The sequence below is a fragment of the Actinomadura luzonensis genome, assembly GCF_022664455.2.
Taxonomy (GTDB): Bacteria; Actinomycetota; Actinomycetes; order Streptosporangiales; family Streptosporangiaceae; genus Nonomuraea; species Nonomuraea luzonensis.
In genome coordinates, this window is the sequence record NZ_JAKRKC020000001.1 from 3,358,362 (window position 1) to 3,379,784 (window position 21,423).

Sequence of the window (21,423 nt, forward strand, 5' to 3'; positions counted from 1 at the left end):
TCAGGTGGCTCCGATCGTCGAGCGGGGGTCGAGCAGCGCGAGCAGCACGTCCACGAGGGTGTTGACGAGCAGGACCCCGACGCCGTAGACCAGGACGGTGCCCTGCACCAGGGGATAGTCCTTGGCGACGATCGAGGAGACGATCGTGGAGCCGAGGCCGGGCCAGGCGAAGACGTTCTCCACCAGCACCGTCCCGGCCACCAGCGAGCTGAGCAGCATGCCGCCGAGCGTCAGGCTCGCCGTCACGGCGTTCGGCAGGGCGTGCACGAGCTGCACCCGGACGGGGGTGAGCCGCTTGGCCCGCGCCGTCCTGATATAGTCGGCCTCCATCACGGCCAGCATCTCGACGCGGACGATGCGCGAGAGCACCGCGGCGGGGCCGATCGCCAGCGCGAGCGTCGGCAGCACGTACGAGCCGGGGCCGTCGAGGCCCGCCACCGGGAAGATCCTGGTCTGCACCGCCAGCAGGTAGACCAGCCCGACCGCGAGCAGGAAGTCGGGGATCGCGCTCAGCACGACGCTCGTGCCGGTGACCGCCAGCTCCGTGCGCCGGCCCTTCCCGCGCCGCGTGATCACCGCCATCGTCACGCCCACCGGCACGGCGACGACCAGCGCCAGGACGAACGCGGCCACGGCGAGCTGCACCGTCGCCGGCAGCCGCTGGCCGATCATCTCACCCACGGGGAGCCTGCTGGTGATCGAGACGCCCAGGTCGCCGTGGAGCAGACGCCCGAGGAAGCGGGCGTACTGCTGCCAGAGCGGGTCCAGCAGGCCGAGCTCCTCCTTGGTGGCCTGCACCAGGTCCGCGGGGGCGGTCGGGCCGAGCGCGGCCCGCACCGGATCCCCCGGGACCAGGTGGATCATCAGGAACGAGGCGGTCACCAGCACCCAGAGGCCCAGCAGCAGCCGCCTGGTCCGCCGCAGCGCGAAGCGGAGCCACGGATGCGACCACACGGCGGCCGCCCGGCCGCCGGGGCCGGGCGCGGCCAGGGTCGGGCTCTTCATCGTCAACCGAGCATCCGGATGCTGGTCGGGACGATGCTGCCGATGATGGACAGCTTCGCGCCCTTGACGAACGTCGGGACCACGTTGTTGGCGAACGGCACCACGTCGGCCGCCTTGTAGAGCGCCTGCTCGGCGGCGAACCAGTCCCCGCAGCCCGCGGCGCCGTTCGCCTTCATCGCCTTGGCGGCGGCGGCGAGATAGCCGGCGTTGTCGATGTGGGCGAAGTTCGTGCCCTTCGGGGCGGCGGCGCCGGAGACGAACGGCATGACCTGGTCGGGGGTGCTGACGTTGAGCGGCATCCAGACGATGTCCCAGGCCCCGGTGCCGAAGACCGCCCCGGACGCCTCGGTCTGGGTCTGCTGCTTGGCCGTGACCTCGGCCCCGACCGCCTTCCACGCCGCGACCGCGAGCTCGGCGGCGGCCCCGCCGCCAGGGCCGAGCGTGTTCGGGTAGAGGAAGGTGAGCGCGAGCTTCTTGCCGTCCTTGACGCGGACGCCGTCCGGGCCCTTCGCCCAGCCGGCCGCGTCGAGCGCGGCACCGGCGGCGGCGACGTCGAAGGACGGCAGGTGGCCGGTGACCGCGTCGCCGGTGCAGCCGAGCGGGTCCATGGCGGCGAGCTGGGTCGGCGGCACCCCCTTGCCGGAGGTCAGCGCGACCTGGAGCTGCTTGAGGTCGAGCGCCTGGGTGAGCGCCAGGCGCACGGCCGGGTCGGCGGTGGCGTGCCCCTCGCCCTGGTTGTACCACTGCTCGCCGATCAGCGCCTGCTGGCCCACGGACTCCAGGCCCGCCTTGGCCAGGCGGTCGGCGTCGGGGCCGGTGATCTGGACGGCGTTGACGGTGCCGGCCAGCAGCTCGTTGGCGGACGTGGTCTCGTTCGCGACGATCTTGACGACGACCTTGGCCGGCAGGCCCGCCTCGGCCGTGGTGACGCCGCCGGGACCCCACGTGTACCCCTTGCGCAGCTCGTAGGTGTACCGCGTCGAGGGGACCGCCTCGGTGAGGACGTACGGGCCGGTGCCGTTCGTCCTGGCCTTGAGGGTGGAGCGGTCCTTCAGGCCGGCGTCGCACACCATCGGCAGGTTCGCCAGCGCGGTCAGCACGAACGGGGCCGGCGCGGCGAGCTTGAGGGTCACCGTGGAGCCCGAGGCGGAGGCGGTCGTCCCGGCCGGGATGAAGACCCCCAGGAAGGGGCTCTTGTTGTCCGGGTTCACCACGTACGTGATGTTGTCGACCACCGTCTGCGCCGTGAACGGCTTGCCGTCGGCGCAGGTGATCCCATCCTTGAGCTGGAGGGCGACCTTCGTGCCCTCGACCGTCCACGATGCCGCCAGCTGCGGCTGGATGGTTCCGTCCTTGGCGACGGCCACCAGGTTGTCGTAGGCGAACTGCGTCAGCCCGAACAGCCCGCTCGTCGCCGACCCCTGCGGGTCCAGGGCGCCCGGGTCCGCGGCCAGGTTGAGGGTGAACGTCCGGCCGCCGGCGGAGCCGCCCGGCGCGGCGGAGCCGGGCGCGTCGCTGCCGCAGGCAGCCAGGCCGGCCGAGCCGGCCAGCGTCAGGGCGAGCGCCGCGAGGGCCCTCGTGCGGGTGGGGGTCATGCGGGTCCTCATTCCGGAGGGTGTGAGCGGGAGATCTCAGGCGCGGGCGACCACGCGGCCGTAATGGAGGTACTTCGCGCGGCCCGCGTCGTCGCGGCCGATGAAGGCGAACACCTGGTGGACACCGCGGGTCGGGTCGAGCGAGATCAGCGAGTCGCCCTCGAAGGCCACGAGCCGGGTGCGCGTCGGTTTCTCGCCGATCTCGGCGATGACGTCCTTGGGCACCCGGTCGAGCCAGATCGTGCCGTCGTCGTCCTGGCTGACGGTGATGTCGTAGATCGTGTCGGCGTAGCGGCCGAGGTAGGGGGCCGGGTCGATCTGCCGGGGCGCGGCCGGCGGCACCGGGCGGCCCGGCAGGGCGATGCCGGTGAGCTGCTCGAACAGGTGCGCCAGCACGTCGGTGAAGATGCCGAAGACATCGCCGCCGTTGGTCAGCAGCGCGATCGCGACGCCGTGACCGGGCGCGACCCGCAGGAAGGCCGCCTGGCCGATGGTCCCGCCGTCGTGGCCGACGACCGTGTGCCCGCCGTGCTCCTCGATCTCCCAGCCGAGCCCCCACGCGCTGCCCATGGCGGTGAGCCGGGGCAGCCGCACCTGCGGCCGCCACATGTCGGCCACGGTGCCGGGCCGCAGCACGGGGGTGCCGTCCGGCGCGGCCCCGCCGGCCAGGTGCGCGGCGACGAAGGCGAGCAGGTCACGCGGGGTCATGGCGAGCATCGAGCCGGCCGGGGCGTTCGAGCGGGCGAGCGCCCAGGCCGGCGCCGGCACCATCGCGCCGTCCTCGCCCGGCACGTGGCCGACGGCGGCGCGGTGCAGGATCGCCTCGTACGGGCTCGGCGCCACGTGCGTGAGCCCGAGCGGCGCCACCAGCCGCTCGGTCAGCACCTCGTCGAACGGCTTGCCGCGCAGCACCTCAACCAGGCGGCCGAGCACCACGAAACCGGTGTTGTTGTAGGAGAACACCTCGCCCGGCGGGAAGAGCTGCGGGATGTCGTGGATCGCGGCCAGGTACTTCTCGATCGCGTCCGCGCCACGGCCGGTGTCGGTGAAGATGTCGCCCTCGAAGCCCGCGACATGGCACAGCAGCTGCCGGGTGGTGATCACGGCGGACGCGGCCTCGTCCCCGACGCGGAACTCCGGCAGGTACGCCCGCACCGGCGCGTCCAGGTCCACCAGGCCCTCGTCCACCAGCTGCATGACCAGCGCGCTGGTCCACAGCTTGGTGATCGAGCCGATCTGGAAGATCGAGTCGGTGGTCGCCTCGACGCCGGTGGCCCTGCTCAGGACGCCGCCGGCGGCGGTGAGCACCTGGCCCTGGGTCAGGACGGCGACCGACGCGCCCGGCACCCCGCGCTCGGCCACGATCCGCGCGAAGTGCTCGTCGAGCCAGCTCTGTACGCTTTCCGGCGACATCATGCCGCTGAGGCTAGAAGGCGACCCCCGCTGCCGTACTCGTCGGATCGGACAACTCGGGCCGGTGCGGCTTGTCCGATCCGACGAGAGCGGGGATCCTGCGCGGTGTCTCCCTCGGCGTCGAGCGCGCCCAGGGCCGCCTCCGGCGGGTCATCCCGGCTCGGTCCGGTCCGCCAGTTCGGTGAGCCGGCGTTCGAGGAAGCGTCGTTCCGCGCCGTCGTCGGTGAGCCGTCTCGCGCGGAGGAGGGCCTCGCGCGCCTCGCCGGTACGCCCGAGGCGGCGCAGCAGCTCGGCCCTGGTCGAGTGCAGGTAGCGGAAGTCGGCGAGGCCGAGACGGTCGACGATGCCCAGCCCGGCCTCGGAGCCCTCGGACTCGGCGACCGCGATGGCGCGGTTGAGCTCCACGACGGGCGAGCCGGTCAGCTGGGCGAGCCGGCCGTACAGGGCCGCGATCTGCGCCCAGTCGCACGGGGTCTCGGCGTGCAACGAGGCGATGGCGGCCTGCAGCACGTAGGGGCCGCGGCCGCCCAGGGCGAGCGCGCGGTCGAGGCTCGCGCGGCCGGCGGCGATCTGCCCGGCGTCCCAGAGCGTCCGGTCCTGGTCGCCGAGCAGCACCAGCTCGCCGTCGCGGAAGCGCGCCCCGCGGCGGGAGTCGTGCAGGAGCATCATCGCCAGCAGCCCGTGCACCTCGGGCTGGCCGGCGAGCAGGCCGGCCAGCGCGCGGCCGAGCCAGATCGCCTCCGCGGCGAGCTCGTCGCGGCCGCCGTACCCCTCGTTGAAGATCAGGTAGACGACGGCGAGCACCGCGTCGAGACGTTCGGGCAGCAGATGGGCCGGCGGCACCCGGAACGGGATCCCCGCGGCCTTGATCTTGCGTTTGGCCCGCACGAGCCGTTGCGCCATGGTGCGCTCCGGCACCAGGAAGGCGCGGGCGATCTCGTCGGTGGTGAGCCCGCCGAGGGTGCGCAGGGTGAGCGCGACCTGCGCCTCGATCGCGAGCGCCGGATGGCAGCAGGTGAAGATGAGCTCCAGCCGCTCGTCGGGGAACGTCGTGGTGTCCACCGGCGCCTCCGCGCGGTCGTCGGTGACGAGCAGGCCGAACCTGGCGGTGAGGGCCCGCTCGCGGCGGATGCGGTCCGTCGCCCGGTTGCGTGCCGTCGTCATCAGCCACGCGCGCGGGTTGCTGGGGACGCCGTCGCGTGGCCACCGGTCCGCGGCGATCGCGAACGCCTCCTGCGCGGCTTCCTCGGCGACGTCGAAGTCGCCGAGGAAGCCGATCAAGGTGGCCAGGACGCGGCCCCATTCCTCGCGGAAGACCCGTTCGAGGGTCGTGACGACGAAGGGTCCTGTCGTCAGGGTGCCTCCTTCGACCAATACACCTCGGAGGGGCGGATCTCGATCGCGCCGCCGTGTCGGGCCGCCGGGTGACGGGCGGCCAGCTCGATCGCCGCGTCGAGGTCGTCGGCCTCCAGGATGAACCAGCCGCCGACGGCCTCCTTCATCCCGACGAACGGGCCGTCGGTCGTCAGCGTCCTGCCGCCCTCGACCCGCACGGTCGTCGCGTCCTCCGGGCGGCCCATCGGCACTCCGGGGGTGACGCCGGGCGCCCGGCTGATCTCCTGGTAGTCGGCGTGGATCTGCTTCCGCTCCTCCTCGGACAGCGCGGCCTGCCCCTCCAGCGCCGTGCCCTGATAGATCAACATGATGTACTTCATCCGTTCCTCCTCATCGCCACCAGATGGTCGCGCAGTAAGACGAACGGCGCGCGACGGAATCGACAGGCGGCGCCGAGAAATCCGCTCGCCGGTCGGCCGCTGTCGATGTACCGGTTGCCGCGGGAGCCGCCGAGGATCGCGGGTGGCGACGGGGACGCTAGGCCGCGTACGTCTCGAACTCGGCGACCCTCGGGGTGCCGGAGGAGCCGGTGATCCGGAAGGTGATCTTGGTGAGCGAGGTGGGCGTGAAGGTGATGGTGCCCGCCCCGCTGCCGGACTTCAGGACGGCTCCGGTGCCGGCGTTGAGGAGCTGCCAGGAGCCGATGGCGCCGGCGGCGCCCGAGGCCTCGCGGATGACGACCCTGGAGACCGTCGTGGCGGAGCCCCACTTGATCGAGATGTCGCCGGTCGAGCCGGCCGGTGACCAGTAGGTGCTCAGGTTGCCGTCGCGGACGTTGCCGTAGCTCGTGCCGTCGGCCTTGCTGGAGCCGTCGGAGCCGGCGCCGATGCTGAGGTTGGGCCCGCCGGCCGTGGGCGTGGTGGTCGGCGTCACGGTGGGCGTGGCAGTGGGGGAGGAGGTCGGGGTCTGCGGGGTGCAGCTGCCGTTCGACACCTGCAGCCCCTTGCCGGCGCCGGCGGTCTGGCGGACGATGGCCGGCACGCAGCTCGCCCCGTCGAGGGTGTAGGCGTACGGGATGCTGACGCTGGTGTTGGACTGCGGGTCGGGGCCGGCGGGGTTGGTGTCGGCGCCGGGGGCCGACCAGGTCACGTTGTCGAAGATGTTGCCCGCGACCTGCCAGTAGCCGGCCTCGCTGGTGTAGAAGGTGCCGAGGACGTCCTTGGAGTCCTTGAAGTAGTTGTTCTCCACCTTGGCGCGGGCGCCGGCGCGGGAGTTGATGCCCGATTCATGCAGGCTCACGTAGGAGTTGTTGTAGATGTGGGCGATGCCGCCGCGCAGCAGGGGCGTGCGGGAGTCGATGTTCTCGTACAGGTTGTGGTGGAAGGTGACGTAGCCGTTCGAGCGGTCGCTCTCGCTGGAGCCGATGAGCCCGCCGCGGCCGGAGTTGCGGAGGATGCTGTAGGACAGGGTGACGTACTGGGTGTCGTCCTTCATGTCGAACAGGCCGTCGAAGCCCTCCGCCTCGCCGCCCGACGCCTCCAGGGTGGCGTGGTCGACCCACACGTTGCGGACGCCGCTCTCCATGCCGATGGCGTCGCCGCCGTTCGACGTGGGCGAGCCCGACTTCTTGACGTTGCGGACGGTCACGTTGCGGATGATGATGTTGCTGGACTCGCGGATGTGGATGCCGAGCTGGTCGAAGACGGCTCCGCCGCCGACCCCGATGATCGTGACGTTGCTGATCTGCTTGAGCTCGATGACGCCGGCCGCGGTGTTGCAGCTGTCGCCGGACACCTTGGCCGTGTTGCCGTGGTTGATGGTGCCCTCGACCTCGATGGTGATGGGGGTGCTGCTGCTGGCGCGGTTGCACAGGGCCGCGTGGATCGCGGTCCCCGTGGTGGCCCGTACCGTCTGCCCGCCCGCGCCGCCGGTGGTCCCGCCGTTGCCGGTCGCGTAGCCGGTGGCGCCGTCGGCCGCCGCCGACGCCTGGGGGCCCGGCAGGGACACGCCGACCGCAGCCGCCGTGGCCGCCGCGGCCAGTGCCGCTCCGAGTCGTAACCCGACTGCTCGCCTCATCCTCGTCCCGCCTTCTGCTTCGTTCCGGATGCGACCCACACCGTAGGAAAGCGCTTTCCGAAATGTCAACGAGGCGTGAAACTTTCATCGGCGCCGCGGGCCGGCGCGGGATCAGCCGCGCGGGCCCAGCCCGGACGGGGCCGCGCGCGGCGGCGCCGGCTCCTTGAGCTCGATGAACAGGGCGTGCGTCGCGCTGTCGCCGATGTTCTGCCCGGCGTGCTCCTGGGCGTCGAGCCAGCGCACCTGCCCCGCCTCCAGGGACAGCTCGACCTGGCGCGCGCCGGCGGTGAGGCGGCGGGTGAACGACGACAGCGTGACCATGACGCTGTCGGGGTGGCGGTGCGCGCGGCCCGCACCCGCGCGGCGCTGGTCGAGGCCGCCCGCCGACTGCTGGCCGCCGCGCACCCCGAGATCGACCTGCCCTCCCTCCTCCCGGCGGACCCGCCCGCCGACCCCATGGCCCGGCTGGACCTGGTGATGGCCGCCTTCGTCCAGCTCACGCTGGACTGGGAGCCGCAGCTCCGCACGTCGCTGCGGCTGTCCCTGCAGCCCGGCGCCGCCCAGCCGCACCTGCGCGGCGGCCGCGCCATCGGCTGGATCGAGGACGCCCTGACCCCGCTGCTCGGCACCCACCCCGGCCTGGACGTCCACCGCCTGGCCGTGACGATCCGCTCGGCGACCGGCATCGAGTCGCTGGTCTGGCTCACCGACATCGCCGGGCTCACCCGCCGGCAGGCGGCCGACACCATGCGCTGGTCGGCGCGGGCGCTGCTCGCCGCCGCCCTCGGCGAGGACGGCGGCGCGGCGCCCGGCGGGTCCCGCTAGCTCGCCGGGACCGGCTGCACGAAGAAGACCTGCGCCCCGTTGGTGGTGGTGCTGGTCGAGGAGCAGTGGAAGACGTCCATCGTGGTCGGGACGAGGGCGTTCTGGAGGACGTCCAGGCACCGGCTGCCGTTGGACACATGGGAGATGACCTCCAGGTGGCCGCCGCTCGGCGCCTGCTGGAGCGACCACACCAAGTCGCTGATCCCGGTGCAGTCGATGGTCTGGACCTGGGCGAAGTCGGTGTTGGACAGCGCCCGCAGGCAGTTGCCGGTGACCGTGTTCTGGATGTGGTACGTCGTGTTGACGCCCTCGCCGCCCAGGCGCCAGAACCACCAGCGGACAGCGGGGTTCGCGCAGCTGTCCTGCCGGACCTGGATGTCGGGCCCGGTGTCGGCCGGGTCGGGCTGCACGCACAGCTTGCTGTCGACGTTCTGGATCACGTACGGGCCCAGCGGCGTGCCCGCGAAGCTCGGCTGCGCAGCGGCCAGCGGCACCAGGGCCATCAGGCCGCACGTGGCGAGCATCGTGAGGAGTCTGCGGCGGATGGTCATGTCGTTCCCCTTGTGGTGATGGTGGTGTGTCGAGCCGGCACGGCGTCCAACGTAGGCAGGGCGGACACCGGCGAAGAATCCGGATTTCTACCTACATGGCGGCCCGTGGCACGCCGTACGCCCGCCTGCCGCCCGGAATCACCTAGGCGCTCGCCCGTTGCGCGCTGGCCCAGACCGCGATCTGGGTGCGGGCCCGCACGCCGAGCTTGGCCCGCGCGTGCTCCACGTGCGCGTCCACCGTGCGCACCGACACGCCCAGCACGCGGCCGATCTCGGCGTTGGTCAGCCCCTCGGTGATCAGCATCGCGACCTGCATCTCGCGCTCGGTCAGGGTGACGCCGTCCGGCGCCTGGCCGGCCTGGTCGCGCAGGAACGCCAGGACGGCCGCGGCCGCCGCGTCCTCGCCCTCGGCGTAGATGGGCTGCGAGCGCCCCTCCAGGGTGGCCAGCTGCGCGCCGGGAATCAGCGCGGCCAGCTCCCGGCCCAGCTCGAAACGCACCGCCCGGCCGCCGCGGCGGTGCAGCACCAGCGTGGGCGCCTGGATGCGCGGCAGCTCGTCGGCGATCTCCGTCCGGTAGAACATCTCCAGCAGGTCGGCCGCCGTGTCGGCGCTCGCCGCGGCGCGTTGCAGCCGCACGAAGCCTTCGGCCAGCTCGGCCGGCGCGTGCGGGAGCCAGATGTCGGCCAGGACGCGGGAGCCGAGCCCCCAGTGCGCCCGCACCAGCGCCGACACCGCACGACGGACCTCCCGCGGCGCCAGGTCGCCGCCCCGGGCGCAGCTGCCGTGGATCAGCAGCGCGCTGACGGCGTCCGGGTGGCGGGCCGCGAACGCCGCCGCCACCTGCCCGCCGTCGCACGACCCGAGCAGGACCGGCCGTCTCAGCCCGAGGTGCCGGACCAGCGCGCCCAGGACCTCCAGCTCCGAGTCCAGCGAGAACGCCCGCCGCCCGCGGTCGGACAACCCGCAGCCGGGCCGGTCGAACCGGACGACGGTGCAGCGGCGGGCCAGCGTCTCGACGAACCGCCGGTGCCCGGCCACCTCCCACAACACGCCCAGGTGCGACACCCAGCCGGACAGGAACACCAGCGGCGGCCCGCTGCCCACCACCGAGTACGCCACCCGCCCGTGCGGCGTCGCCGCGAACCTCACCACCTGCTTCACCGGGCCCCCTCGGCGGGTCCCGCGATCGTCTCGCCTGTGCTCAGCACGGTTCTGCCTCCCGGACGCCTGACTCCCGGCCTGGAGGCGTGCCATCCCGTTCCAGACCCGGGCGGATGATCGCTAAGGTGTCCGGTCATGGGCGTCCTGGTCGACTACTTCACGGCGGACTCCGACGAGTCGGCCGGGCGGGCCCTGACCGGCGGGCCGGGGTACGCGAAGCTGCCGTACGTCGACTGCAAGGGCTGGCTCGACGAGCCGGGCGACCTCGCGGCCGAGCTGAGCGGGCGCGACGTCAGCGAGTTCGGCGACTGCGGGAACGTCGTGGACGACGGCGAGGTGTCGGGCGTCGAACGGGTGACGCCGGAGACGGTCGCCGCGCTCGCCGCCGTGGACGACGCGCGGCTGCGCGAGTACGCCGACGACGAGCTGCTCACCGAGTACGAGGTGGAACGCGTCACCGCCCTGCGGGACCTGGCCCGCGAAGCGGTGCGGCTCGGCCATGGGATGTATCGCTGGACGTGCGTCTGAACGCGGTGAACAGCTCCTCGCGCAGCGCGGGCGGCAGCTTGCGGCCCAGCGCCGACGGGCTGACCAGGGCCTCGTCGTCGTTCTGCGCGCTTGCCGTGGCGACCAGGAACCGCAGCCTGAGCCGGGCCTCCCGGCGGTGCCGCTCCTCCGGCCAGGCGTCGACGAGCGGCAGCACCGCGCGCGCCCGCTCGGTGACGCGGTCGAGGAGCGCGTAGCCGGGCAGGCCGGGGAAGCGCTGCGCCCGCAGGTCGATGTGGTGGAAGGCGACCCCGTCGAGCTCGGCGCCGGTGAAGTCGTTGCCGGTGAAGTCGTTGCGGGCCCGGCCGAGCACGGCCTGGTCGCGGCCGGCCGGGCGGCCCCAGAAGTTGACGTCGCGCACGCGGCCGAGGAAGACGCACCCGACGAACTCGGCCTCCCTGGTGGCCGTCTGCTGCCTCAGCCGGGACCGGTCGAACACACACCGCTCGAAGCGCACGTTGCCGAAGAAGGTGTGCTCCGCGAAGCGGGTGCGGCGGAAGACGCAGTCGCGGAAGACGGACTGCGGCCAGGCGGCGCCGTCCCATTCCCGCCCGCCGATGCCCGAGCTGGTGCCGCCCATGGTCAGGCTCTCGAACACGGCCTCGGAGAAGTCGCACCCCTCGAAGGTGCTGCCGTTACCCGGCACCGACGGGATCCGGCCGGCGGCGGACCGCCCCGAAATGCGTGGACATTTCTTCGCAACATTCATTCAAGCTTTTATCCAGAAACGCTCCCGACGTATTCTCGCCGTTCCCTCGTCCCAGCATTGACCGCAGTGATCGACCGGTAATTCAATTCATCTGTAAGCGCGATCGGCGACGCAGAAAGAGGAGAGCAGATGGACGCGGAACTGCGGCGTGAACCGGCCGAGCTCAACGAGGCCACCGCCCTGACGGCCACGGACACCGGGGTCGAGGTGGTCAGCGTCGAGGAGCAGGAGAAGCAGATCAGCTCCACGATCGAGGGCCTGCCGGACGCGGCGGCGATTCTTTCCTACGAATACTGATCGCCGTTCGGATCGCGAATGCGCCGCCCCGGCGCATTCGCGGTCCGGGCCGCACCGGAGGAAAAGGAAAGGAGCGCCGTGTACGAAACCACACAAGCCCATCCCCAGCGCGTCGGCGGCTGGGGGCTGTTCCAGCTCGACGACGGCGCCACCGTGGTCGCGCGGGACCCGCGCCGGGTCGTCATCCGGGCGCAGCCGCGCGCCGGCCTGACGCCCGACGCCATCAGGACCCTGTTCGACCTGCTGGACGGCAGCCGGTCCGTCGACGGCGTGGTGGACGCCATCCAGGACCGGCACCCGGAGGTGTCGCCCACCGCCGTGCGGCACCTGGTGCGCAGGCTCGCCGAGCAGCGCGTCCTGGTGGACGCCCGGGCCCCCGTCCCCGACGGGCTCACCCTGGACGACCTGGCCTCCTACCGGCGGCACCTCGCCTACTACGCCGACTTCGAGACTCCGCAGCGCAGCCGTTTCGACATCCACCTGGCCGTCAAGCGCTCGCGCGTGCTGCTGGTCGGGCTGGGCGGCGCGGGCAGCCTGATGGCGGCCTCTCTGGTGTCGTCCGGCGTGCGCAGGCTGATCGGCGTGGACGGCGACGCCGTCGAGGCCACCAACCTGCACCGCCAGCTCTTCTACACCGCCGACGACATCGACAAGCCGAAGGCCGTGGCCCTCCGCGAACGCCTCCAGGAGCGCGCCCCCGACCTGGAGTTCACCGCCGTGCCCCGGTACCTGATGTCCGGGGGCGAGCTGGAGGACCTGCTCGACGACGTGGACCTCGTCATCCACGTCGCCGACTACCCGCCGCGCGGCTCCCGCATCGAGACGACGCGGGCCTGCCAGCGGCGCAAGGTGCCGCTGCTGCTGTTCTTCAACGCCATCGCGGGCCCGCTCTGCATCCCCGGCGAGACCGCCTGCTACCGGTGTTACGAGCGCGCCTCGGCGCGGGCGCACAGCGCGTACCGCAACGTGCCGGAGCAGGTGGACGCGCACTCGCCGTACACCTCGCGCACGATGCCGGGCCTCAACATGCTCATGTGCGGCCTGGCCACCTGGGAGGCCGTCTCCTTCCTGGCCGGCACCGAGACGCCCGCGACGATCAACGGCATGGTCGCCGTCGACGCCCCCTCCGGCCAGGCCAGGCGCGTCCCGCTGGAACGCGACCCCGGCTGCGACGTGTGCGGCGGCTGAGGGAGGCAGGCGTGCGTTTCAAATCGGTGAGCACCGTCGAGGTCGCGTTCGGGGCGGACGACGCCCTGCCGCCGCCGGCCGGGATCGAGGCTCCGGCCGGCGGGCAGGGGCCGCTCGGGCTGCTCTACGGGCCGTACCTCGACCTGCGCGAGGCTCGCTACGGCGCCCTGCACGCCCGCGGCGTGGACCTCGCCTTCCGCAACGTGGAACGCGGCGTGCCGCCCTTCCACTGGCACCAGCAGGTGCACCCGCCCGCGTTCCGCCCGCTCCTCGCCCGCCATCTCAACGCCCCGCCGGTCGCCGCCGTCTCGCCCCGCGACGCGCTGGCCCACGGCGGCGACGGCCGGACCGGCCGGCTGCTGGAGTGGCTCGACCACGTCCGAGACCTGTCGGTCCCGCGCCGCGTCGCCCTGGCCAAGCTGCTGGTCAAGCTGGGTTTCGACCGGTACGCGCTGGAGCTGTTCGGCGAGCCGGGCCCCGTCGGCCGTCTCGGGGACGACGGCGCGGCCGACCTCGCCTACATCCTGGCCGCCGCCCGCTCCAACCTCGCCACCGGCTACGCCATCGGCCCGCCCGGCACCTCCGTCACGTACTGGCCGGGCGACCTGGAGCGGCTGGCCCGCGAGGCCCCGCCGGGCAGCCGGGCGCGCATGTCGGCGGCGATGTTGTTGTGCGTGCTCTTCGGCAAGATCGCCAAGGACGCGGACGCGGTGGCCCGCTACGCCGCCGTCGCGCGGGCCGCGCACGACCGGCTCGACACCGGCGGCGGCCCGTTCCACCGCGATCTCCTCCGCAGCCAGCTCCTGCGCGCGGTCTCGTTCGAGCCCATGCTGCGCGGCGACCGCGACGCGGTGACGGCGCAGCTCGACGAGGCGGAGGAGCTGGCCCGCGGGCTGTGCGCCGGCGACCCCGACCAGGAGCTGCTGCGCGCCGAGAACCTCGCGACCCTCATGGAGACCCGCACCCGCGAGGCGCAGTGGCGCGGCGACCTCGACCTCGCCGAGGCCCGCGTCCGCGAGAGCGTCGCGCTGAACGAGCTGGACCCGATGCGGCACATCGTGCTCGGCGAGGTGCTGAAGCAGCGCGGCGACTGGCCAGGCGCCGCCGCGGCCTTCGAGCGCAGCGCCCGCCTCGGGCCCTCCACCAGCCCCGTCGCCTGGTTCATGGCCGGGTACGCCCGCGAACGCCTCGGCGACCCCGAGCACGCCGTCACCTGCTACCTGTCCTGCCTGGCCCTCGACCCCGGCGCGGTCTCGGCCACCCTGCGGCTGCGCGAGCTGCTGCCCCGCACCGGGCTGCCCGGCCTGGCCGAGCCCTGCCTCGACCACCTGCGCTCCGCGCTGCGCGGCCGGGCGCCCGCCGGCGCGACGGGCCCGCGCCGGCTCTGGGACGCCGCGCCCCGCGCGGGGGAGCGCGCCGCCCGATGAACCCGCCCCACGGAGAGGAGGCCGCCCGATGACGTCCAGGACCACGGACGAGATCGAGTCCGTCGAGCTCACCCGGCCCGTCGTCGAACGGTTCGCCCGCGACCACCTGCACCGCCGCCCGGTCCTGCTGACGGGAGCGGCCGCCTGGCTGCCCGCCCTGTCGGCGTGGAGCGTCGCGGCGCTCGCCGAGACCTTCCCCGCCGAGCCGTTCCCCTGCTACGAGACGCGCGGCGGCCACCCCATCTCCACCCACAAGGACCTGACCGGCGTCGTCCGGGAGAGCGCCATGACCGTCGCCGCCTTCGCGGCGCGGGCGGCCGGGCCGGGGGAGTGGCGGGCCCAGCTCCGCCTCCGCCTGTCCGACCCGCACGTCCGCGAACGCCTGGAGCCCGACCTGCGCTACCCGGCCGGGCTGTTCGAGACGCCCGCGAACCCCGAGGTGACGGCCGTGTGGCTGGCCTCGCCCGGCAGCCGCACCCCGGTGCACCGCGACGGCGGCGACGGGCTGCTCGGCCAGATCGCCGGGCACAAGCGCGCCCACCTGTTCCCGCCGGAGGCCGACCCGCTCGTGCTGGAGCGGATCGCCGCCATCAGATCCTTCCCCGGCACGTACGAGGAGTACGCCGCGACCTGCGACGACCCTCTCCCGTGCCTGGCCGCGACGCTGTCTCCCGGTGACGTGCTCTACATCCCGCGCGGATGGTTCCACGACATTGACAGCCCCGGCCTGTCGGCCTCGCTCGTGCTGCGTAACTGATCGCTACCGGAGGGCTAGCCCCATGCGCATACTCCTGGTCAACATGCCGACACCGCCGAAGGAGTCCTTCGGGCGGCGCAGCCAGCCGCTCGGTGTCGCCTACCTGGCGGCGTACCTGCTGGAACGCGGCCACGACGTCGAGATCCACGAGGGCAACGGCGCCGGCGGCGGCATGGACGCGCTGGTCGAGCGGTGCCTGTCCGCCGAGGCCGGCCTCATCGGCTTCTCCAGCACCACCCCGTCGTTCCCGTTGGTCGGCGAGGCCGCCGCCCGCTACCGGGCGGCCGGCGGCCGGGCGCTGCTCGTCGCGGGCGGGCACCACGTCAGCGCGGTGCTGCCGACCGCCGTGCTCGCCGAGGTGCCCGAGCTGGACGCGGTGGTCACCGGCGAGGGCGAGCAGACCCTGGGCGAGCTGGTGGAGGCGCACGAGCGCGGCGCGGGCCTGGCCGGGATCCGCGGCCTGAGCTGGCGCGACGGCGACGACCTGCGGTGGAACGGCTCCCGCAAGCTGCTGTCGTCGCTGGAGTCGTTGCCGCTGCCCGCCCGGCACCTGCTGCCGCCGCTCAGCGAGTACGCGGGCGTGCGCCGCTGGCCGACGCTCGACGTGGTGCCGTGCGCGACGATCGCGGCCAGCCGCGGGTGCCCGTACCGGTGCTCGTTCTGCGACATCCAGTCCTTCTACCGGCGGGAGGACGGCCCGATGCGGCGGGTGCGGCGGCCCGAGTCGGTGGCGGAGGAGATGGCCATGGTCAACCGCGAGTACGGGGCCGAGCACTTCGCCTTCGTCGACGACCTGTTCCCGTACGCGCCCGGCTGGGTGCAGCGCTTCTCCGACGCGCTGGTGGCGGCCGGCAAGCCGGGGACGTTCTCGTTCGCCGCCCGCGCCGACCACGTCGTCAAGCATCCCGGCCTGCTGGCCGCGCTGGCGGCCGGCGGCTGCTCGTCGATCGAGATGGGCATCGAGAGCGGCAGCCAGAGCGTGCTCGACCGCTACCGGAAGGACCTCAGCGTCGAGGTGAACCTCCAGGCGATCAGGCTCATCCACGACTCGGGCATCCGCACGATCATCGACTACATCATGTTCGACCCGTGGTCGACGCCGGTCGAGCTGGCCGAGAGCCTGGACTTCCTGGAGGCGGCGGGCGCCGACGCGGGCTACCCGACGACCGCCTACAGCCGCCTGACGTTCTACCCCGGCACCCCCCTGTACGACCGGTGGGCGGCCGGGCCCATGCCCGACCCGGACGACCCCGAATGGTTCGAGAACCGGGACGTGCACCGCGTCTGGGCCGCGCTCGGCGCCTTCAGGGACCGCGCCCAGCAGCGGGTCAACGACGAGATCGAGGCGTGGCGGCACATCCACCGCGGGGCCGTGCAGGGCGGCGACGAGGAGCTGCGGGGCGCGGCCGTGCGGCAGATGTACGCGCTGCGCCGGCTGCCGCACCGCGCGCTGCGCGAGCTGGTGAACCTGACGCTCAAGGGCGGCCTGGACGACGACGGCTCGGCGGAGGTGGTGCGCCGGTCGCTGGCCGTGCTCGACGCCTCGGCCGCCGGGCGCGGCGACCTCGCCGCGACCGGCGCGGGCGCGGGCCGCGACGCCGACCGGCTGCTCAGCGCCTGCGAATGAGCCGCGGACGAGCCGCGGACAAGCCGCGGACGAGCTGCAGACGAGCCGCGGACGAGCCGCGAGTGAGCCGCGCATGAGCCCCTTCGCCTCCCTCGCCCGGCCCCGGCTGCTCACCGGCGGGCCGTTCCGGTGGTTCCTCGGGGCGCGGCTGCTGTCGATGGCCGGCGACCACCTGTTCACGGTCGCCCTCGCCTTCGCCGTGCTGGAGGCCGGGCACCCGGCGGCGGCGCTGGGCGCGGTCGTGGCGGCCGGGCTGGTGCCGAAGATCGTGCTGACGCCGCTGGCCGGCACCTGGTGCGACCGGCTGGACCGCCGCCTGGTCCTCGTCGCCGGCGACCTCGTGGCGGCGGCGGCGACCGCCGCGGTGGCGGCCGTGGTGGTCGCGGGCGGGGCGTCGGTGCCGGTCCTGGTGCTGCTGGCGGCGCTGCTCGGGGCGGCGACCGCGTTCTTCGACCCGGCCGCGATGGGGCTGATCGCGGAGATCGTCCCGGAGCCGCGGCGGCGGCAGGCGAACGCGAGCCTCGGCCTGGTCTCCAGCGCGGCCATGATCGCCGGGCCGGCGCTCGCCGGCGTCCTGGTCGCGCTGCTCGGCCCGGCCCCGGTGATCGCCGCCGACGCCGTCAGCTTCGCGCTGAGCGCCGCCCTGCTGGCCCGGATCGACCGCCCGCGCCCGGCCCGGCCGGCGGCGGCCCGCCGGTCGCTGCTCGGCGACCTCGGCGAGGGCTGGCGCGAGTTCGCCAGGCAGACGTGGCTGTGGCTGCTCACCGCCCAGTTCGCCGTGTACGTGTGCGGCGGGCTGACCCTGTTCACCGTGCTCGGGCCGGTGATCGCCCGGGACCGGCTGGGCGGCGCATCCGCCTGGGGGCTGATCCAGGCCGGGCTCGGCGTCGGGTACCTGGCCGGGCGGCTGGTGTCGTTCCGGTTCCGGCCCGCCCGCCCGGCCCTGGCGGCCTGCCTGCTGGTGGCCGCGACCGTCCCGGGAAACGTGGCGCTGGCCTGCGCGGGCTCGCCGCTGCCGGTGCTGCTCGGGCAGGCGCTCACCGGCTGGGCGCTGGCCGTGTACGCGACGCTCTGGTCCACCCTGGTGACCGGCCGGATCCCCGAGGACCGGCTGTCCCGCGTGGTGGCCGCCGACCAGGCGATCTCCCTGACCACGCTGCCCCTCGCCTCAGCCGCCGTGGCGGCCCTGGCCGCCGTGACCGGGTACCGGGCCGCGCTCGTCGGCGGAGCCGCCGCGACCCTGCTCGTCACCGCTCTGGTCGCGCGTACGCGGGCGATCGGCGCGGTACGCGACGCACCCACCTGAGGAGGACACATGGAGCACGTGGAGGACCCGCCCGCGCCGGGCTGCCCGGGGATCAGGCGGATCACGACGCCGGCCGGCGACCCCGCCTGGCTCGTCACCGGCTACGAGGCGGCCCGGTCGCTGCTGGCCGACGCCCGGGTCGGCCGGTCGCACCCGGACCCGGGCAACGCGCCGCGCTTCTCGGAGTCGACGTTGTTCGGCCGGCCGTGGGGCCGGGTGGAGACCGAGCGGGCCGAGCACGCCAGGATGCGGCGGCTGATGGCGCGCGCGTTCTCCGCCGGGCAGTCCGAGGCGCTGCGGCCGCAGATCCAGGCGACGGCGGAGCGGCTGCTCGACGAGCTGGCCGCGCTGCCCCGGCCCGCCGACTTCCACCGGGCGGTGTCGCAGCCGCTGCCCGCCCTGGTCGTCGCGATGCTGCTGGGCGTGCCGGCCGAGGACAGCGAGCGTTTCCACCGCTGGTCCGACGACTGGACGCACGCCGACGACCACCAGCGGGCCCGGTCGGGGATGGAGAACCTGCGGGCGTACATGACGGACCTGGTGCGGCGCAAACGGGCGAGGCCCGGCCAGGACGCGATCTCCGACCTGCTGGGCGTGGCCGACGGCTCGGGCGAGGTGACCGAGAGCGAGGTGGTCGCGCTCGCCACCACCTTGTTGTTCGCCGGCAACGAGACCACCGTGGCCGCCATCGACAAGGGCGTCCTGCTGCTCCTGCGGCACGAGGAGGCGCGCGCCGCCGTCTGGCGCGATCCCGGGCTGGTGCCGCTCGCCGTCGAGGAGATCCTGCGCGCCCGGAGCCCGATGCCTCCCGACCCGGCGACCGAGCAGCTCGGCATCGTCCGCTACGCCCACTGCGACCTGGAGGCCGGCGGCGCCGCCATCAGGGAGGGCGACCTGATCCTCGTCCGCAAGCTGGACGCCAACCAGGACCCGGACGTCTTCCGCGACCCCGCCCGCTTCGACGTCACCCGCCGTCCGAACCCGCACCTGACGTTCGGTCACGGCCCGCGCTACTGCCCGGGGGCGCCGCTGGCCCGCATCGAGCTGCAGGTGCTCTTCGCCGCCCTGCCCGCGAGGTTCCCGGGGCTGCGGCTGGCCGACCCCGCCAGTCCGCCGCGCCGCCAGCCGGGACGGCTGACGCCGCATCCCGAGAACCTGCTGGTGACCTGGTGACCGGCCTGGCCGCGGCGCCCGCCGCCACGCGGGACGCCTTCCGCCGCACCATGGCCAGGTTCGCGACCGGGGTGGCGGTCGTCACCACCCGGCACGGCGGAACCGACCACGCGATGACCGCCAACTCGCTGACGTCGGTGTCGCTGGACCCGCCGCTCGTGCTGTTCTGCGTGCGGCGGGGCGGCCGCTTCCACGACGCGGTGCTGGCGGCCGGGGCGTGGGGCGTGTCGGTGCTGCCCGCGTCGATGGAGGACGCGGGCCGCTTCTTCGCCCGGCCCGGCCGGCCGGAGGCGGGGGCGGCCACCCGGTGGCCGCGTCACCGGGGCCGCTCAGGGGCGTTGCTGTTCGACGGGGCGCTGGCCGTGCTGGAGGCGGAGACGCGGGCCGTGCACGACGGGGGCGACCACGTGATCGTCGTCGGCGTCGTGACCGCGCTCGGCACCCCGTCCGACGGCCGTCCGCTGCTCTACCAGGACAGCCGCTACCGGACCGGGTGAGCCTCGCCCACGAGGGGCCGGGCGCGGGCGAGCGCGGCGGCGCGGGCGGCCGGGGGCTCCTCGGCCTCGGCCCGCTCGCGGGCGTAGACCCAGGTCAGCTCGTGCATGCCGAACCCGGCCCCGTCCGGCCCGTCCGGGGCGGTCACGTCGAGCAGGCAGACGTCCACGAGCGCGGCCAGGACGTCGTGCGCCGCCGGCACGTCCACCTCCAGCAGCGCCGCCGCCACCGACGCCGGGAACGGGGCCGGCCCGACCAGGCCCAGCAGCCGGAACAGCCGCCGCGCGGTCCCGTCGAGCAGCCGGTACCCGGCCGCCAGCGTGGCCCGCACGTCGGCCGTGCCGTGGGACAGGGCGTCGAGGCGGGAGCGCGGGTCGGCCAGCCGCGCCGCCAGGTGTCCCACCGGCCAGTGCGGGCGCGCCGCCAGCCGGGTCGCGGCGATCCGCAGCGCCAGCGGCAGCCCGCCGCACAGCCCGGCCAGCGCGGCCGACGGCTCCGGCTCGCACTCCACCCGCTGGTGCCCGGCAACCCTTCGCAGCAGGTCCAGGGCGTCGGCAGGGGAGAGCAGGCCGAGCTCCCACAGGCGCGCGCCCGGCAGCCCCACCAGCCGCAGCCGGCTCGTCGCGACGACCGCGCAGCCCGGCGTCCCCGGCAGCAGCGGCTCGACCTGCGCCTCGCCCGCCGCGCCGTCCAGCACGACGGCCACCCGCCGGCCGGCGAGCAGCCCCCGGTACATCTCCGCCCGCTGCTCCACGCCGGGCGGCACGGCCGCCGGGTCCACGCCGAGCGCGCGCAGGAAGCGGCCGAGCACGTCGGCGGGGTCGGCGGGGCGCGGGTCCAGGCCGTGCAGGTCCACGTAGAGCTGCCCGTCGGGGAACGCCTGCCGCAGCCGGTGCGCGGCGAGCACCGCCAGCGCGCTCTTGCCCACGCCGCCCGGCCCGGACAGCACCGCGACGCCGACGCCGCGTTCCGCGCCGGCCAGCAGGTGCCGCGCCAGCTCGCGCACCTGCGCTCGCGGCCGACCAGGTCGGCGGTCGCGGCGGGAGCTGGCCGGCCGCCCGCCCAGCGGCGCGGCCGGGGGCACACCGTGCGCCACGATCCGGGGGCCGGTCCGGGGCGCTGCCTGCGGCTCGTCGCGGCGCCCGGCGGGCTCCGCCGGCGCGAGCTGCTGGAGCAGGCCCTGCAGCTCGGAGCCCGGCGCGAGGCCGAGCCGGTCGCCCAGGTGTTCCTTGACCTCCTCGTACACGCGCAGCGCCTCGGCCTGCCGGCCGCACCGGTAGAGCGCCGTCATGAGCTGGGCGGCCAGCCGCTCGTCCAGGGGGTGGGCCAGCGCCATCTCGTAGATCCTGGCCACCACCTGCTCGGCGTGCCCCGAGCCGAGCTGGATGTCGTGGTAGCGCAGCGCGGCGGCCACCCGTACCTGCTCCAGCCGCACCCGGGTGCCCGCCGCCCAGGGTCCCGGCAGGCCGGCCAGCGGCTCGCGCCGGCACAGCCCGAGCGCCTCGTGCAGCAGCGCCGCCGCCCGCCGCGTCTCCGGGGCGGCCTGCGCCTCGTCCACCAGCCGCAGGAAGCGGTGCAGGTCCACCCGGGCGCGCTCCACCCGCAGGACGTACCCGCCGGCCCGGCGCTCCAGCTCGACGTCCTCGGTGTGCAGCAGCGCGCGGAGGCGGGTCACGTACGAGTAGAGGGTGCGGCGCGCGCCCGGCGGCGGCGCGGCGCCCCAGAGGCCGTCCACGAGCTGGTCGGCCAGGACCACCTCGCCCGCGTCCGAGAGCAGCATCGCCAGCACGCAGCGCTGCTTGGCCGGCCCGAACAGGACCTCCCGGCCGTCGTCCGAGGTCGCGTGGATGGGACCGAGCATTCTGAAGTGCACGTTCTGCCTCCCTGCTGCCTCCCCGGTTCTCGATCAGCAGGATGCGCGCGGCTCCGCATGGAA

The 21,423-nt window shown here is 74.4% G+C and carries 21 protein-coding genes; 10 read left to right on the top strand and 11 right to left on the bottom strand.

Features of this window, described 5'->3' with window-relative positions; all coding sequences use genetic code 11:
- From MF672_RS16430 to MF672_RS16460, 7 genes are all read right to left on the bottom strand, one after another.
- Positions 1-1,005: an ABC transporter permease gene (locus tag MF672_RS16430; protein ID WP_242375127.1), complete on the bottom strand. Its 1,005-nt coding sequence runs from the start codon at positions 1,003-1,005 to the stop codon at positions 1-3.
- A 2-nt stretch (positions 1,006-1,007) separates the two neighbouring features.
- Positions 1,008-2,600: an ABC transporter substrate-binding protein gene (locus MF672_RS16435; RefSeq protein WP_242375126.1), complete on the bottom strand. Its 1,593-nt coding sequence runs from the start codon at positions 2,598-2,600 to the stop codon at positions 1,008-1,010.
- Positions 2,601-2,636: 36 nt separating this feature from the next.
- A complete protein-coding gene (locus MF672_RS16440) occupies positions 2,637-4,016 on the bottom strand; it encodes a serine hydrolase domain-containing protein (protein ID WP_242375125.1) in 1,380 nt (459 codons plus the stop codon).
- A gap of 147 nt (positions 4,017-4,163) precedes the next feature.
- Positions 4,164-5,387 carry an RNA polymerase sigma factor gene (locus tag MF672_RS16445; protein ID WP_242375124.1) on the bottom strand — a complete coding sequence of 408 codons (1,224 nt, stop codon included), beginning with the start codon at positions 5,385-5,387 and terminating at the stop codon, positions 4,164-4,166.
- Positions 5,366-5,728, bottom strand: a complete 363-nt coding sequence (locus MF672_RS16450; RefSeq protein WP_242375123.1) for a YciI family protein — start codon at positions 5,726-5,728, stop codon at positions 5,366-5,368. Before MF672_RS16450 ends, MF672_RS16445 begins: the two co-directional genes overlap by 22 nt.
- Positions 5,729-5,885: 157 nt before the next feature.
- Positions 5,886-7,424: a pectate lyase family protein gene (locus MF672_RS16455; protein ID WP_242375122.1), complete on the bottom strand. Its 1,539-nt coding sequence runs from the start codon at positions 7,422-7,424 to the stop codon at positions 5,886-5,888.
- 111 nt (positions 7,425-7,535) lie between these two features.
- A complete protein-coding gene (locus tag MF672_RS16460; RefSeq protein WP_242375121.1) occupies positions 7,536-7,745 on the bottom strand; it encodes a hypothetical protein in 210 nt (69 codons plus the stop codon).
- A gap of 12 nt (positions 7,746-7,757) precedes the next feature.
- On the opposite strand from MF672_RS16460, the gene MF672_RS16465 reads away from it, so the two are divergent.
- Entirely contained in the window at positions 7,758-8,249 is a 492-nt protein-coding gene (locus MF672_RS16465; protein ID WP_242375120.1) for a hypothetical protein, read from the top strand.
- On the opposite strand, the gene MF672_RS16470 is transcribed toward MF672_RS16465, so the two are convergent.
- Both MF672_RS16470 and MF672_RS16475 read right to left on the bottom strand, forming a co-directional pair.
- Entirely contained in the window at positions 8,246-8,800 is a 555-nt protein-coding gene (locus tag MF672_RS16470) for an RICIN domain-containing protein (protein WP_242375119.1), read from the bottom strand. The two genes, MF672_RS16465 and MF672_RS16470, sit on opposite strands and share 4 nt — an antisense overlap.
- A gap of 142 nt (positions 8,801-8,942) precedes the next feature.
- On the bottom strand, positions 8,943-9,962 hold the full coding sequence (locus MF672_RS16475) for an alpha/beta fold hydrolase (protein ID WP_242375118.1): 1,020 nt from the start codon (positions 9,960-9,962) through the stop codon (positions 8,943-8,945).
- Between the two features lie 135 nt (positions 9,963-10,097).
- On the opposite strand from MF672_RS16475, the gene MF672_RS16480 reads away from it, so the two are divergent.
- Entirely contained in the window at positions 10,098-10,490 is a 393-nt protein-coding gene (locus tag MF672_RS16480) for a hypothetical protein (RefSeq protein ID WP_242375117.1), read from the top strand.
- Here the strand turns inward: MF672_RS16480 and MF672_RS16485 are convergent.
- Positions 10,417-11,154: a pentapeptide repeat-containing protein gene (locus tag MF672_RS16485; RefSeq protein ID WP_242375116.1), complete on the bottom strand. Its 738-nt coding sequence runs from the start codon at positions 11,152-11,154 to the stop codon at positions 10,417-10,419. The genes MF672_RS16480 and MF672_RS16485 overlap by 74 nt on opposite strands.
- 192 nt (positions 11,155-11,346) lie before the next feature.
- Here MF672_RS16485 and MF672_RS16490 point away from each other — a divergent pair, with 192 nt between their 5' ends.
- From MF672_RS16490 to MF672_RS16525, 8 genes are all read left to right on the top strand, one after another.
- Positions 11,347-11,514, top strand: coding sequence for a hypothetical protein (locus tag MF672_RS16490; protein WP_242375115.1), 168 nt, complete (start codon positions 11,347-11,349; stop codon positions 11,512-11,514).
- A 78-nt stretch (positions 11,515-11,592) separates the two neighbouring features.
- Positions 11,593-12,702, top strand: coding sequence for a TOMM precursor leader peptide-binding protein (locus MF672_RS16495; RefSeq protein WP_242375114.1), 1,110 nt, complete (start codon positions 11,593-11,595; stop codon positions 12,700-12,702).
- An 11-nt stretch (positions 12,703-12,713) separates the two neighbouring features.
- Complete coding sequence (locus MF672_RS16500) at positions 12,714-14,129, top strand: tetratricopeptide repeat protein (protein ID WP_242375113.1); 1,416 nt, start codon at positions 12,714-12,716, stop codon at positions 14,127-14,129.
- A gap of 28 nt (positions 14,130-14,157) precedes the next feature.
- The gene (locus tag MF672_RS16505) at positions 14,158-14,886 is read left to right on the top strand and encodes a cupin-like domain-containing protein (RefSeq protein WP_242375112.1); all 729 of its coding nucleotides are present in this window, start codon (positions 14,158-14,160) and stop codon (positions 14,884-14,886) included.
- 22 nt (positions 14,887-14,908) lie between these two features.
- Positions 14,909-16,513: a B12-binding domain-containing radical SAM protein gene (locus MF672_RS16510; protein WP_242375111.1), complete on the top strand. Its 1,605-nt coding sequence runs from the start codon at positions 14,909-14,911 to the stop codon at positions 16,511-16,513.
- A 73-nt stretch (positions 16,514-16,586) separates the two neighbouring features.
- A complete protein-coding gene (locus tag MF672_RS16515) occupies positions 16,587-17,819 on the top strand; it encodes an MFS transporter (protein ID WP_242375110.1) in 1,233 nt (410 codons plus the stop codon).
- A 9-nt stretch (positions 17,820-17,828) separates the two neighbouring features.
- Entirely contained in the window at positions 17,829-18,992 is a 1,164-nt protein-coding gene (locus tag MF672_RS16520) for a cytochrome P450 (protein WP_242375109.1), read from the top strand.
- The gene (locus MF672_RS16525; protein ID WP_302893219.1) at positions 18,989-19,489 is read left to right on the top strand and encodes a flavin reductase family protein; all 501 of its coding nucleotides are present in this window, start codon (positions 18,989-18,991) and stop codon (positions 19,487-19,489) included. Before MF672_RS16520 ends, MF672_RS16525 begins: the two co-directional genes overlap by 4 nt.
- Here the strand turns inward: MF672_RS16525 and MF672_RS16530 are convergent.
- Positions 19,474-21,360 (bottom strand): AfsR/SARP family transcriptional regulator, encoded by a 1,887-nt coding sequence (locus tag MF672_RS16530; protein ID WP_247815259.1) that lies wholly within the window; start codon positions 21,358-21,360, stop codon positions 19,474-19,476. The genes MF672_RS16525 and MF672_RS16530 overlap by 16 nt on opposite strands.
- Positions 21,361-21,423: the final 63 nt, after the last annotated feature.

What these genes read in the sequence shown, in the direction of transcription:
- MF672_RS16435 (WP_242375126.1), bottom strand. Translation starts at nt 2,600, where the DNA reads ATGACCCCCACCCGCACGAGGGCCCTCGCGGCGCTCGCCCTGACGCTG.
- MF672_RS16455 (WP_242375122.1), bottom strand. Translation starts at nt 7,424, where the DNA reads ATGAGGCGAGCAGTCGGGTTACGACTCGGAGCGGCACTGGCCGCGGCG.
- MF672_RS16520 (WP_242375109.1), top strand. Translation starts at nt 17,829, where the DNA reads ATGGAGCACGTGGAGGACCCGCCCGCGCCGGGCTGCCCGGGGATCAGG.
- MF672_RS16460 (WP_242375121.1), bottom strand. Translation starts at nt 7,745, where the DNA reads ATGGTCACGCTGTCGTCGTTCACCCGCCGCCTCACCGCCGGCGCGCGC.
- MF672_RS16450 (WP_242375123.1), bottom strand. Translation starts at nt 5,728, where the DNA reads ATGAAGTACATCATGTTGATCTATCAGGGCACGGCGCTGGAGGGGCAG.
- MF672_RS16505 (WP_242375112.1), top strand. Translation starts at nt 14,158, where the DNA reads ATGACGTCCAGGACCACGGACGAGATCGAGTCCGTCGAGCTCACCCGG.
- MF672_RS16470 (WP_242375119.1), bottom strand. Translation starts at nt 8,800, where the DNA reads ATGACCATCCGCCGCAGACTCCTCACGATGCTCGCCACGTGCGGCCTG.
- MF672_RS16490 (WP_242375115.1), top strand. Translation starts at nt 11,347, where the DNA reads ATGGACGCGGAACTGCGGCGTGAACCGGCCGAGCTCAACGAGGCCACC.
- MF672_RS16430 (WP_242375127.1), bottom strand. Translation starts at nt 1,005, where the DNA reads ATGAAGAGCCCGACCCTGGCCGCGCCCGGCCCCGGCGGCCGGGCGGCC.
- MF672_RS16515 (WP_242375110.1), top strand. Translation starts at nt 16,587, where the DNA reads ATGAGCCCCTTCGCCTCCCTCGCCCGGCCCCGGCTGCTCACCGGCGGG.
- MF672_RS16510 (WP_242375111.1), top strand. Translation starts at nt 14,909, where the DNA reads ATGCGCATACTCCTGGTCAACATGCCGACACCGCCGAAGGAGTCCTTC.
- MF672_RS16480 (WP_242375117.1), top strand. Translation starts at nt 10,098, where the DNA reads ATGGGCGTCCTGGTCGACTACTTCACGGCGGACTCCGACGAGTCGGCC.
- MF672_RS16440 (WP_242375125.1), bottom strand. Translation starts at nt 4,016, where the DNA reads ATGATGTCGCCGGAAAGCGTACAGAGCTGGCTCGACGAGCACTTCGCG.